The 13,190-nt window shown below is 65.1% G+C and carries 9 protein-coding genes, 1 tRNA gene and 5 pseudogenes; 13 read left to right on the top strand and 2 right to left on the bottom strand.

The window, feature by feature from the left end; all coding sequences use genetic code 11:
• Positions 1-145: 145 nt before the first annotated feature.
• The 13 genes and pseudogenes from H7A12_11720 to H7A12_11660 all read left to right on the top strand — a co-directional run bounded on the left by H7A12_11720 (position 146) and on the right by H7A12_11660 (position 10,132).
• A complete protein-coding gene (locus H7A12_11720; protein MCP5321472.1) occupies positions 146-1,453 on the top strand; it encodes a DUF3696 domain-containing protein in 1,308 nt (435 codons plus the stop codon).
• Positions 1,440-1,976 carry a hypothetical protein gene (locus H7A12_11715; GenBank protein ID MCP5321471.1) on the top strand — a complete coding sequence of 179 codons (537 nt, stop codon included), beginning with the start codon at positions 1,440-1,442 and terminating at the stop codon, positions 1,974-1,976. The genes H7A12_11720 and H7A12_11715 overlap by 14 nt, the downstream gene beginning before the upstream one ends.
• Positions 1,973-2,671 carry an RNA ligase family protein gene (locus H7A12_11710; GenBank protein MCP5321470.1) on the top strand — a complete coding sequence of 233 codons (699 nt, stop codon included), beginning with the start codon at positions 1,973-1,975 and terminating at the stop codon, positions 2,669-2,671. The genes H7A12_11715 and H7A12_11710 overlap by 4 nt, the downstream gene beginning before the upstream one ends.
• Positions 2,668-2,952 (top strand): annotated as a pseudogene (locus H7A12_11705) (HNH endonuclease). Before H7A12_11710 ends, H7A12_11705 begins: the two are co-directional and overlap by 4 nt.
• A 144-nt stretch (positions 2,953-3,096) precedes the next feature.
• Positions 3,097-3,670, top strand: a pseudogene (locus H7A12_11700) (hypothetical protein).
• Between the two features lie 77 nt (positions 3,671-3,747).
• A pseudogene (locus H7A12_11695) lies at positions 3,748-5,223 on the top strand (transposase).
• A pseudogene (locus tag H7A12_11690) lies at positions 5,220-6,071 on the top strand (AAA family ATPase). Before H7A12_11695 ends, H7A12_11690 begins: the two co-directional pseudogenes overlap by 4 nt.
• 244 nt (positions 6,072-6,315) lie before the next feature.
• Positions 6,316-7,958: pseudogene (locus H7A12_11685) on the top strand (IS1634 family transposase).
• A 71-nt stretch (positions 7,959-8,029) separates the two neighbouring features.
• The gene (locus tag H7A12_11680) at positions 8,030-8,212 is read left to right on the top strand and encodes a hypothetical protein (protein ID MCP5321469.1); all 183 of its coding nucleotides are present in this window, start codon (positions 8,030-8,032) and stop codon (positions 8,210-8,212) included.
• Between the two features lie 109 nt (positions 8,213-8,321).
• On the top strand, positions 8,322-8,876 hold the full coding sequence (locus H7A12_11675; GenBank protein ID MCP5321468.1) for an HNH endonuclease: 555 nt from the start codon (positions 8,322-8,324) through the stop codon (positions 8,874-8,876).
• A gap of 70 nt (positions 8,877-8,946) precedes the next feature.
• Positions 8,947-9,426 (top strand): nuclear transport factor 2 family protein, encoded by a 480-nt coding sequence (locus tag H7A12_11670; protein ID MCP5321467.1) that lies wholly within the window; start codon positions 8,947-8,949, stop codon positions 9,424-9,426.
• 80 nt (positions 9,427-9,506) lie between these two features.
• Positions 9,507-9,583: transfer RNA gene (locus H7A12_11665), tRNA-Met, on the top strand.
• Positions 9,584-9,652: 69 nt separating this feature from the next.
• Positions 9,653-10,132, top strand: a complete 480-nt coding sequence (locus H7A12_11660; protein MCP5321466.1) for a glutathione peroxidase — start codon at positions 9,653-9,655, stop codon at positions 10,130-10,132.
• An 88-nt stretch (positions 10,133-10,220) separates the two neighbouring features.
• On the opposite strand, the gene H7A12_11655 is transcribed toward H7A12_11660, so the two are convergent.
• Both H7A12_11655 and H7A12_11650 read right to left on the bottom strand, forming a co-directional pair.
• A complete protein-coding gene (locus H7A12_11655) occupies positions 10,221-11,807 on the bottom strand; it encodes a peptide chain release factor 3 (GenBank protein ID MCP5321465.1) in 1,587 nt (528 codons plus the stop codon).
• Positions 11,807-13,024, bottom strand: coding sequence for an argininosuccinate synthase (locus H7A12_11650; protein ID MCP5321464.1), 1,218 nt, complete (start codon positions 13,022-13,024; stop codon positions 11,807-11,809). The genes H7A12_11655 and H7A12_11650 overlap by 1 nt, the downstream gene beginning before the upstream one ends.
• Between the last annotated feature and the right edge of the window lie 166 nt (positions 13,025-13,190).

The raw sequence follows: 13,190 nt of genomic DNA, 5'->3' as shown, positions 1-13,190 counted from the left end.
ATCCCGCCGACGTCATGGGCGAGGACTACCCCAGCGAAACCTTCCGCGTGCTCAAGAACAAGGAACTCCGCGAATTCGGCGAATACCGCACGCAACGGCTGGTGCTGGAAGCCTGGGACGCCATGACAAAAGGAGACTCGCACTGATGTTCACCGAACTGCGCCTGTCCAACTTCAAGACCTGGAAACAGACCGGTCCGATCACCCTGAAACCGGTGACCATGCTGCTTGGCACCAATTCTTCGGGCAAATCGACGCTGATCCAAAGCCTGCTACTGCTCAAGCAGACGGTGCAATCACCCGATCGCACCGTGCACCTGAACCTCGGCGGCGATGAAATCAACGACCTGTTCAATTTCGGCAGCTTCGAGGATGTCCTCTACCAGGCAGCCGAAAGTCCGCGCGAGTTCAGCATCGGCTTCGACTTCGAACGCCAGGGCGATGATCGCATCAAGAGCGGAAAATTCGACTGCTCCTACCGGCAGACCTTAGCCGGCAGCGTCGTGGTCCAGTCGCTGGATCTGCATACTACAGATCGACGCTTCAGGGCCATCCGACGCGACAAGGGAGCTTTTGCCATCACGGTGGACGAGGAAGGCCAGCCGCGATTCAAGGGCAAGAACTTTGCCCCGGAGCGCTCCATTGCCTTTCCAGCGGAGGCTATCGCCACTCTCGGACAGGATGGCGCCATCGTCGAAGACCTGAGCCTGGCGATACGCCGGGAACTCGAAGCGATCAGCTACTTGGGGCCGCTGCGGCGCAAGCCCGAACGGGATTACCCGTGGAACAAGACCAAGCCGGGGGAGGTGGGCATTGATGGCCGCCACGCCATCGACGCGCTGCTGGCCAGCTCGCTGCTGAAAGGAGACGAGCATCACAAGGTGGTCGAAGGCGTGTCGCATTGGCTCAAGCAGATGAAGGTCGCCGAAAGGCTGGAAGTGCGCCAGCAAGGGCGCTCCAACCGCTACGAACTGATCATTCATCGCGACGGCGTGGCCTGCAATCTCCGCGATGTAGGCATTGGTGTTTCGCAGGTACTGCCGGTGCTGGTGGTGGCACATTTTGCGCCACCGGGCAGCACCATCATCCTGGAAGAGCCCGAAATCCATCTGCACCCGCTGGCGCAGTCGATACTGGCCGAACTGTTCGTCAAGGTCAGCCAGCAACGCAAGGTGCAGTTCATCGTCGAGACTCATTCCGAGCACCTGTTCCGTCGTATGCAAACGCTGCTGGCACGGCAGGAAACGACGACTGACGACGTCGCCATGTACTTTGTGGAGCGTGACGGTATGACGGCACGACTGAAAACCCTGGACCTGGACGATCTGGGCCGGGTGAAAAACTGGCCTGAAGGTTTCTTTGGGGATGCCTTGGGTGAAACCCGTGAGCAAACGGCATTAGCGATAAAACGAGCGAAAGAATTGAGAGCAAAAGATGGCGATGTTCCTGATTGATACCAACGTGATGCTCGCCGCCAGTGCGATCTCCGAGCTGTCCAACGTCGCCACACGTGCCATGCCGCGGGAAATCGAGTTGCGTGAGTCGGTCTACGAGTGGCTGGCGCAATTCGATCAGTCGGATCATCGGATGGTGCTGGACGATACCGGTTTGGTGCTGGCGGAGTACGAACGAAACCTGCCGTTCAATAGGCACGAGCAGGAATATGGCATACAGGTACTGCAGGCCAAGCTGGATCGATCGCTGGTGGAATACGTGCCAATCGAGTCACACAAGAGCAACGGGGAACACATTGCCGTTCTGGATCCAGAGCACGAAGCCATCGTCACCGACCGCGAGGATCGCAAGTGGGTTGCCTGCGCGCTGGCAGCACAAACCCTGTTCGAGCAGACTTCTCCGATCGTTTACGGCGCCGAAACCGACTGGTTCATCGCCGAGGAGCGATTGAAGGCAATCGGACTTCGCTTTCTGCGCTTGTTGCCCGACGACTGGTACAGCTCACGAGTCGCTGCCGGATGAATACCAACTTCTTCCGCTTCCCGACCACGGCGCACCTGGCCTGGCTGGCCAATGACGGCACGCCACGCGACGACAAGGTGCTGTCGGCCGCCGAAGTACGGCAGTTGCTGTCTGACGAAGTGGTGGTGGAAGAAAAGCTCGACGGCGCCAATCTTGGCCTGTCCCTGTCGTCCGGCGGCGTGCTGCGGGCGCAAAATCGCGGCCAGTACCTGGACGAGCCTCACGCCGGGCAGTTCTCCCGCTTGCCTGGCTGGCTGGCAGAACACGAGATCGGCTTGCGCACCGTGCTGCGCCCGGAGCTGATCCTGTTTGGCGAATGGTGTGCCGCCCGTCACTCTCTCGGCTACGACACGCTGCCCGACTGGTTCCTGTTGTTCGATGTCTATGACCGCAGCAATAGGCGTTTCTGGAGCACTACCCGGCGCAATGAACTGGCGGCAGCAGCCGGCCTGTTCACGGTGCCGCTCCTGTTGACCGGCACGACCACTCTGGACGCGTTGAAACGCCTGGTGATGGACGCCCCGAGCCACTATCGCAGCAAACAACCGCTCGAGGGCGTGGTGGTGCGGCGCGAATCGGCTGAGTGGTGCGAGGCGCGTGCCAAGCTGGTGCGTCCGGATTTCACCCAGGCCATCGACACCCACTGGCGACAGCGTACGATCGAGTGGAACCGGGTGGATTGGGCGCAGTCATGAACCCCCTGCAACGCACCCTCGTCGAAAAAGCCGGCCACGACGACGGCTTCGAGCACGTGCTGCCACCGGCTGGCGATGCGGTGATACTGGCCTCGGCTCGTCATCGAAGCCAAGCGGTGGTGACACCGTCAGCCAATGGCTTCGAAGTACGGTTCCAATCCCTTTCATCAGCGTTGGTGCCAGAACTGTTTCGCAGCTTCGAGCCTTGGGCAGAAACCGATGACGCATTCCGGGTAAACACGCTGGCCGATCTGGCGATTTTGCTGCGCCGTGCGTCCAATGAGCCTGACCAGACTATCTGAGGGATTTCCGGCCGTTTTTTGTCACGGTTGGCGAGGAGCGGAAGCAAGGCCCCCTCGAAGAGCTTGCAAGAAGCCCTCCGAGGGGGTTGTCTCGTGTTCGACCAAGAATGCGAGACCACTCCAATGTGCCATGCCCTGTTACGCGATGCCAGCTTCTGGCGGTTTTTGCAGCTGATCGATCACGACCTGGCGGAGCAGGAGAGCGCGGGCGGCTGTCCGGCGTGCGGTGCGCCGCTGCATCGCGCCGACTACCCGCGCAAGCCGCGCGGCGTGCCGCGTGCGCTGTTCGGGCCGGACGGGGTGCGACGCCTGAGTTTCTGCTGTGCCCGCGACGGGTGCCGACGGCGCATGACGCCGTCGTCGGTGCGTTTTCTGGGGCGCCGGGTGTTTGCGGGCGCCGTGGTGGTGCTGGCGTGTGCGCTGGCACAGGGTCTGAGTGAGCGGCACCGGCAGCGACTGTGCGAGCGTATCGGGGTCGGTTTGCGCACGCTCGAGCGCTGGCGACGGTGGTGGCGGAGATTTCGCAGCCAGTGCGCCGTGGGCGGCGATCCGGGCACGACTGGCCACGCCAGTGGAGGAGCAAGCGTTGCCGCGCGGATTGCTGGAACGCTGGGGTGAGGCCTTCTCGGCAACTTCGGTGGTGGGGCTGCTGCGGCTGCTCGCACCGCTGTCGCGTTCGGTGAGGGCGCGCGGATGACCCGCAGACGATGCGGGTGCCGCGAGGCGGGAGGAGCTGCGTAGGCTGCGCATACACTCACCGCACGGGGATTTCGCATGGGCAGGACGGTCGAGGGCGATCGAGACCGCTGGGCACGGCTGCGCTTCATGATCATCGGTCCGCTGCTGGCGGCGCCGCCTGAGCCAGGTGCGCTGCAGCAGACGCTGGTGCAGCTGGCGGCCCGACACTGGCGCCACCCGGTCACGGGGAGGCCGTGCAGTTCGGGCGCTCGACGATCGAGCGCTGGTACTACGCGGCGAAGAACGCCCGCACGGATCCGGTGGCGGCACTACGCCGCGGGTGCGCAAGGATGCCGGTCGCCAGCGCAGCCTGTCGACGGCGATCGGTGCGCTGCTGTACGCCCAGTACCACGCGCACCTGAGCTGGACGGTGCAGCTGCACTACGACAACCCGCCGTACGGCTGCGCGAGGATCCGGCACTCGGGGCGGCGCCCTCGTACGCGAGCGTGCGCCGCTACTTTGCGGCGCAGGGGTTGTTTCGCCGTGCGCGGCGATCCGTGCGCGACAGCGCCGCTCGCGCCGAGGCACGCGAACGGCTCGCGCGGGTCGAGGTCCGCTCTTACGAGAGCGCGCACACCAACGCGCTCTGGCACGCCGACTTCCACCACGGCACACACCGGTGCTCAGCCGCACGGGCGTGTGGCAAAAACCCGTGCTGCTCGGGGTGATCGATGACCACTCGCGTCTTGCCTGCCACCTGCAGTGGTATCTGGCCGAGACGGCCGAGACCTTCGTGCACGGGCTCTCGCAAGCGCTGCAGAAGCGCGCGTTGCCGCGTGCGCTGATGACCGACAACGGCGCACCGATGCTGGCCGCCGAGGTCACGGCCGGCTGCACACGCTCGGCATCGTGCACGAGACCACGCTGCCGTACTCGCCGTACCAGAACGCCAAGCAGGAGACGTTCTGGGCGAGCGTGGAGTCGCGCCTGATGGCGATGCTCGAGGGCTGCGCAGAGCTCACGCTCGAGCGGCTGAACGAGGCCACGCAGGCTGGGTCGAGATGGAGTACAACCGCCGTTCGCACAGCGAACTCGGCTGTTCTCCGCTGGCACGCTACGGCGACGGCACCGATGTCGGGCGCGAGTGCCCCGGGAGCGAGCGGCTGCGCCAGGCGTTTCGCACCGAAGCCGTGCGCACCCAACGGCGCTCCGACGGCACGTTCTCGCTCGAGAGCACACGCTTCGAGGTGCCCTCGCGCTACCGCCACCTCGCACGGCTCACGGTGCGCTACGCGCGCTGGGACCTGCGCACGGTCGAGCTGATCGATCCGCTGAGCGGGACGCCGATCTGTGCGCTCTACCCGCTGGACAAGACGGCTCACGCCAGCGCCGCGAGGCGCCTGCACGCAGTGCGCACGCCTACGGTGCCAATACTGCCCGACCCGCCGGCGCACAGCCCCATGGCGCCGCTGTTGCGCGCGCTCATGGTCGAGTATGCCGCCACCGGGCTGCCCCCGGCCTACGTGCCCCTGTCCAACGACGCACCCCTTGCCGAGGATCCGCTGCGATGAACAAGCAACTGCTCGCCCTTTATGGTCTGAAGTGGAATCCTTCTCGCCCGAACTGCCCACCGAGGCGCTGCGCCTCACGCCGGCGGTGGAGAACTTCGCTGGCGTATCGAGCACGCGCTCGTGCGCGAAGGCGGCTTCGCGCTGATCAGCGGCGACGTCGGTACGGGCAAGAGCGTGGCGCTGCGCCTGATCGCCGAGCGCCTCGCCCCCGTGCCGGATCTGACCGTCGCCGCACTCACGCACCTGAGCGCCAACCTCGCCGACTTCTACCGCGAGCTCGGTGATCTGTTCGCCGTGGAGCTGCGCCCGCACAACCGCTGGATGGGCTTCAAGGCGCTGCGCACCCGCTGGATCGCCCATCTGGAGAGCACGCGGCTTCGCCCCGTGCTGCTGATCGACGAGGCGCAACAGGTCGCCCCGCTCGTGCTCTCGGAGTTGCGCCTGCTCGCCTCGGCGCACTTCGACTCGCGCAGCCTGCTGAGCGTCGTGCTCGCCGGCGACCAGCGTCTGAACGAGTTGCTGCGCCGCGACGAACTCCTGCCGCTCGGTTCGCGCATCCGCGCACGCCTCTCGCTGGAGTACGCCAGCCGCGAGGAACTGCTGGCCTGCCTGAAGCACCTGCTCGCAAGCGCCGGCGCCCCCCTGCTCTGATGACACCCGAGCTGATGCACACCGTCTGCGACCACGCCATGGGTAACTACCGTGCGCTCACCACCATGGCCGCGGAACTGCTCGCCGCCGCCGCGCAGCGCGAGCTCGTCCAGCTCGACGAGAAGCTGTACCTCGCGGTGTTCACGCCCCCGGGGCAATCCGCCGGCACGCGCCGCACCCGGCTCACCAGCGCTTGAGCCGGCAACCATGAAATCGTCCCGGCACCACCCCATCGAATTCCCCGAGCAGCTCAGCGACGAGGGCGCGGCACACCCAAGTTCCGCACTTCGTGCCCGGTTTTGGCGGGGTCGCCGCTAGCCACACTCCATGATTTCAACGACTTGGGCGTGCCGCAAGCCCGATTTCCAGACAATCGTGTTGTGTCACGCCTTAACGTTTTGATGGCTTTAATGGCGGGTTGGCATGTGATAGCGTTGACACATGTACACGCGCATCACCCGCTCCGGCGGCCGGAGCTACCTGCAACTCGTCGAAGGCTTCCGCACCCAGGCCGGGGTGCGCCAGCGCGTGGTCGCCAACCTCGGTCGCTGGATGAGCTGGACGGCAAGAAACTCGATCCACTCATCCACGGCTTGCAGCGTGCGCTCGGTCGCGTGCCGATCTCGGCACCCGTGCCGGAGTACGACTCGGCACGGGCGCTGGGCGATGTGCATGCCCTGAATGAACTGTGGTCGAGTCTGGGTTTGGGCGATGCCGTACGTCAGGCCCTGCGCTCCTCGCGCCGCGCATTCGATGCCGAGGCGATGGTGCGGGCGATGGTGTTCAACCGCCTGTGTGCACCCGATTCCAAGCTCGGCTGTCTGGAATGGCTGGAGACGGTGGCGATCCCGGGCATGCCCGAGGCGGTCTCGCACGATCACCTGCTGCGCACGCTGGATGCGCTGATGGATCGCGCCGGGAAGGTCGAGGCGAAGGTGGCCCAGCTGTTGCGGCCGATGCTCGATCAGCAATTGTCGGTGGTGTTCTACGATCTGACCACGGTGCGCATCCACGGCGAGGGCCATGTTCCCGAGGATGTACGTGCCTATGGCATGAACAAGGAAACTGGCGGCATCGCCCGGCAGTTCGTGCTGGGCGTGGTGCAGTCGGCCGAGGGTTTGCCGCTGATGCACACCGTGCATGCCGGCAACGTTGCCGAGACCGCCACCCTCAAGGCCATGCTCGAACAGGTGCTGGCGCGCTTCCCGGTCGAGCGGGTGATCCCGGTCGCCGACCGCGGTCTGCTCAGTCTGGACAACATCGCCCAGATCGGCGAGCTGGCCCGGCAGACCGAGCGCAAGTTGCAGTTCATCTGGCGGTGCCGGCACGGCGCTACGCAGAGCTGGGCGGCACGCTCGATGCGATGAGCTTCGGCGAGGGTCTGGCCGAAGGCCGCTTCGCCGAGCACCGGCTGGTGGTCGCGCACGATCCGACCCGAGCGGCCGAGCAGACGGCCAGCCGCCACCAACGCATCGCCGAACTGGAAGCCTTCGCCGACCAGCTTGTCGCCAAGCTCGACGCGCAGGACAAAGGCCTCACCGAACGCGGCCGCAAGGCCAGCGACCGCGGTGCCTACAGCCGCTTCCAGCAAGCCGTTGCCGAGGCCGAGTTGACTCGCTTCGTGAAGCCGCAATACCACGCCGAGCGCTTCAGCTATACCCTCGACGAGGCGGCCATCGCACGCGCGGAGACCTTCGACGGCAAGCTGGTACTGCTGACCAATGTCGAGGACTTTACAGCCGCGCAGATCGTCGAGCGCTACAAGAGCCCGCCGACATCGAGCGCGGCTTCCGGGTGCTCAAGAGCGACCTTGCGATTGCACCGGTGTACCACCGCCTCCCGGATCGCATCCGCGCGCACGCGCTGATCTGCTTCCCCGCTGCTGCTGCTGTATCGGGTGATGCGCATGCGCTTGAAGCAGCACGGCAGCGTCCACAGCCCGAAGATTGGCCGCGCTGGAGCTGCTGCGGCGAATCCAGCAGCACCGCGTCACTATCGGCACGCAACACCTGACCGGTATTGGCAAGATCACACCCCAGCAACTCCAACTCTTCGAGGCCTTGACCGTCAAAGCACCCGCCTGAAGCGCTTGTTGTGGCATTTTTGACTTACGTCACCAAGTCAAATCAAACACTTGCGTGATTAGCTGCGGAACTTGGGGGCACACATCCTCGACTTCCTCTACGAGGTGATCCGCGCCTTCGAGTCGCGCTACTTCGTGCAGATCCGTCGCCACCATCGCCACACCGCCGCTGAGTACGCCGCCCAGCGCGCCGAGCGCACCCAGCTCGAACTGCCCCTCACAATCCCCGACGAGCCGTCCGACCCGGTCTTCTGAGCCATCGTCAGACCGTCGCCACAGCGCCTCGCAGCCGCCGGGCGCTGCGGTTGCGTCGCACCCAAAACGCGGTCGACACCGGCAGCGCCAATGCCGGACACCTCGCAATATCACATCACGGCTGCAGACCATCAGAAAGCGTGATCAGCTCGCCATCGATTACCGTGGTCATGCTCACAACTTGTCGCAAGCCTTGCCGAATCAGGCTGTCCAGGATTACCAGACGGCCGTCGAGCAGGCGTTGGCCGAACTACCAACGGGCAGCCGTGACACGGAAGTCGAACGCCTGGTGCGCCAGCGCGTGGGGCAGGCGCGTTACCGCGATGCCCTGCTGGCCTACTGGGGCGGTGCCTGCGCCGTGACCGGCGTCAGCGTGACCGAGGCCCTGCGTGCCAGCCACGCCAAGCCCTGGGCGGAGTGTGCCAGCGATGCCGAACGGCTGGACGCCTTCAACGGTTTTCTGCTGGTGGCCAATCTCGATGCGCTGTTCGACCGCTTCCTGATCAGCTTCGACGATAACGGACATCTGCTGACCAGCGCTCGCCTGTCCCGGAGCGACCTGCACGGGCTTGGCATCCACCCAGGCATGACGTTGCGCTGGCTGGCCAGCGAGCACGGGTACTATTTGCAGTGGCACCGCGAGCGCTTCCTGCCCGCTGCCTGATCGAGGGAGACGGCACGATCGCCACCCCCTCCACTAACCAACCAGACGGCCAGCCAAACAGTGAAACACCATGAATGACGCGATCGAAGCCCGACTCGCCACGCTGGAAACCCAGCTCACCGAACTCCAGGACCGCGAAGCAATCCGCAACCTGATCGCGAGCTACGGCCCGCTCGCCGACTGTGGTGACGCAGACCGCGTGGCGGGATTGTGGCAGGACGATGGGGTGTACGAAGTCGGTGGGTTCGGCGCGAGCCAGGGCCACGCGGCGATTGCCGCGCTGATCGACGGCGCCACCCACCGGCAGCTGATGCGGGACGGTTGCGCACACCTGCTCGGCCCCGTGCACATTCATATTGAAGGCGGGCGGGCGGTCGCGGTCGGCCACAGCTGCGTGCTGCGCCATCGCGACGGAGGCTTCGAGGCGTATCGGGTTTCGGCCAACCGCTGGGAGCTGACGAAAGACGCCGACGGCACATGGCGCGTCTCGAAACGCAGCAATCGGCTGCTCGACGGCAACCCGCTGGCACCGGCACTGCTGCGCCCCTGAAGACGCACCCGGCTGTGCCGGACCATGCGGCACGCTGCCATTGACACACCCGCAGGCAGTGCGGACAATTCGCGGCCCGTGGCGACGTAGCTCAGTCGGTTAGAGCACAGCATTCATAATGCTGGGGTCGGTGGTTCGAGCCCACCCGTCGCTACCACTCCCCCTTATCGCTCCACGCCCGCGCTGCCACCGGCAGCAACGCCAGGAACCACGGAGCCACGCACGCATGACGTCCATCCACGACTTCAGTTGCAGGACCACCACCGGCGAAACCCGTTCACTCGCGGACTACCGCGGCAAGGTGCTGCTGATCGTGAACACCGCCAGCAAGTGTGGTTTCACGCCGCAGTTCGAGGGGCTCGAGCGTCTGCACGAGAAATACACAGCGCGCGGCCTGGCCGTGCTCGGTTTCCCCTGCAACCAGTTCGCCGCCCAGGATCCGGGCAGCGATGCCGAGATCCTGTCGTTCTGCCAGACCCGCTACGACGTGAAGTTCCAGATGTTCGCGAAGGTCGAGGTCAACGGCGACGCAGCGGATCCGCTCTACCGCTTTCTCAAGAAAGAGGCACCGGGCGTGCTTGGAACGGCAGCGATCAAGTGGAATTTCACGAAGTTCCTCGTCGATCGCGACGGCAAGGTACTCGCACGCTTCGCACCGAAGGACGCGCCGGAGTCGATCGAGGATCGGATCGTCGCGCTGCTGTAGCGGTGCGCGTCCATCGCCGTAGGTCGGCATTCATGCCGACGATGCTGCAATGAATCTGTCGGGCTGAAGCCCGACCTACGCCCGGGTATCAGTGCTCGCGCGTGGCGCGGAAACGGATATCCGGCCAGCGCTCCTCGATGAGATTCAGGTTCACGCGCGTCGGCGCCAGGTAGGTCAGGTGACCACCACCGTCGAGTGCGAGGTTGTCGTGCGCCTTGTGGCGGAACTCCTCCAGCTTGCGCGGGTCGTCGCACTCTACCCAGCGCGCCGTATACACGTTGACCGGCTCGTACACGCAATCGACCTTGTACTCGTCGCGCAGGCGAAACGCGACCACGTCGAACTGCAGCGTACCCACCGCCCCGACGATCAGGTCGTTGTTCCTGAGCGGCATGAACACCTGCGTCGAACCTTCCTCGGACAGTTGCTGCAGCCCCTTCTGCAGATGCTTCATCTTCAGCGGATCCTTCAGCCGGACCCGCTGGAACAGTTCCGGTGCAAAGTGCGGGATCCCGGTGAACTTCAGCGCCTCCCCCTCGGTGAAGGTGTCGCCGATCTGGATCGTGCCGTGGTTGTGCAGGCCGATGATGTCGCCAGCAACCGCCTCGTCGGTCGCCGAACGCTCGCCGGCGAGGAAGGTCACGGCGTCGGCCACGCGCACTTCCTTGCCGATGCGCACGTGCTGCATCTTCATGCCCCGCTCATAGGCACCCGAACACACGCGCAGGAAGGCGATGCGGTCGCGATGGCGCGGGTCCATGTTCGCCTGGATCTTGAACACGAAACCGCTGAACTGCGGCTCGCTCGCCTCCACCCGGCGCGTCGCCGTCACGTGCGCCTGCGGCACCGGGGCCCACTGGACGAAGCGATCGAGCATCTCGCGCACGCCGAAATTCCCGAGCGCGGTGCCAAAGAACACCGGCACCAGCCGACCCGCGAGGTAGTCGGCGTGATCGAAGGCGTGGCTCGCGCCGCGCACCAGTTCGATCTGCATCCGCAGCTCGTCGGCGAGATCGCCAAGCAACGCGGTGGCCTCGGCGCTGTCCAGCCCCTGCACGCGCACGTCGTCGGGAATCCGGTGTCCCTGGCCGTGCTGGTAGACGTGGATCGTGTCGGTCACCAGGTCATAGGCGCCGCGAAAGCCCTTGCCGGCCCCGATCGGCCAGTTCACCGGTGCGGCCCGGATCCCCAGCACCGACTCGATCTCGTCGAGCAGCTCGACCGGATCGCGCGTCTCGCGATCCATCTTGTTCACGAAGCCGAGGATCGGCGTGTCGCGCATGCGGCACACCTCCATCAGCTTGATCGTGCGCTCCTCCACACCCTTGGCGCCGTCGATGACCATCAGGACCGAATCGACCGCCGTCAGCGTGCGGTAGGTGTCCTCCGAAAAATCCTCGTGCCCGGGTGTATCGAGCAGGTTCACCACCCGCTCGCGGTACGGGAACTGCATGACCGAGGAGGTCACCGAGATGCCACGCTCCTGCTCCATCGTCATCCAGTCGGAGGTGGCATGACGGGCGCTCTTGCGCGCCTTGATCGTGCCCGCGAGCTGGATCGCGTTGCCGAACAGCAGCAGCTTCTCGGTGATCGTTGTCTTGCCTGCGTCGGGGTGCGAGATGATCGCGAACGTGCGCCGCCGCGCCACCTCGCGTTGCAGCGTTTCCTGTTCCATCAACCGAGCTTGCGTCCCGCACGTGCCGCGATGCGCATGCGCAGCGCATTGAGGCGAATGAACCCTTCGGCGTCCTTCTGATCGTAGGCACCGCGATCGTCCTCGAAGGTCGCGATCGTCGCATCGAACAGGCTGTCGTCGGATTTGCGCCCGACCACCGCCACCGAACCCTTGTAGAGCTTGAGGCGCACCGTGCCGTTGACGTGACGCTGCGACTCGTCGATCGCCGCCTGCAACATGTGCCGCTCGGGCGACCACCAGTAGCCGTTGTAGACCAGCTTCGCGTAGCGCGGCATCAGTTCATCCTTCAGGTGCGCGACCTCGCGATCCAGGGTCAGCGACTCGATCGCACGGTGCGCCTTCAGCATCACGGTGCCGGCCGGAGTCTCGTAACAGCCGCGCGACTTCATGCCTACGTAGCGGTTCTCGACCAGGTCCAGACGCCCCACGCCGTTCGCGCCGGCAACCCGGTTCAGGTGCATCATCACGCTCGCAGGGCTCATCGGCTCGCCATCGACCGCGACCACGTCGCCGCCGCGAAAACCGAGTTCGATGTAAGTGGGCTGAGCCGGCGCCGCCTCCGGCGCCACCGACCAGCGCCACATGTCTTCCTCGGGCTCCCACCACGGGTCCTCGAGTCCGCCGCCTTCGTAGGAGATGTGCAGCAGGTTCGCGTCCATCGAGTACGGGGACTTCTTGCCCCGCTTCATCTCGACCGGGATGCCGTGCTGCTCGCAATACGCGAGCAGGGTTTCACGCGAACCCAGATTCCATTCGCGCCACGGTGCAATCACCCTCACGCCGGGCATCAACGCGTAGGCGCCGAGTTCGAAACGCACCTGGTCGTTGCCCTTGCCGGTGGCGCCGTGCGAGATCGCATCCGCACCGCAGGCCTCGGCGATCTCGACCAGCCGCTTGGCGATCAGCGGGCGTGCGATCGAGGTGCCAAGCAGGTATTCGCCCTCGTAGATCGCGTTGGCGCGAAACATCGGGAACACGAAGTCGCGCGCAAACTCCTCGCGCAGGTCCTCGATATGGATTTCCTTCACGCCCAGCAGCTTCGCCTTCTCGCGTGCGGGTTCGAGCTCCTCGCCCTGGCCGATGTCGGCGGTGAAGGTCACGACCTCGCAGCCGTAGGTTTCCTGCAGCCAGCGCACGATCACCGAGGTATCCAGACCGCCGGAATACGCCAGCACCACCTTGCCTACCGTGCTCATGCTCGATTCTCCACACAATGGATCGGGTCGGGATCGACCGCAGCCGCGTATTCTAGCGATGCGCCCGTCGGCGTCCCAGTTCCGGCAATGGCAAAAGGCACAGCCTCGCGCCCGCGATGCGGGCGATTGCCCCGCGATACCGGCATCACGGCTTTTCGGCTAGCAT

Source organism: Pseudomonadales bacterium, assembly GCA_024234165.1.
In the GTDB taxonomy this organism is placed as follows: Bacteria; Pseudomonadota; Gammaproteobacteria; order Pseudomonadales; family UBA5518; genus UBA5518.
Note: the sequence above shows the minus strand (reverse complement) of the source record. Positions and strands in the feature narration are given on the sequence as shown.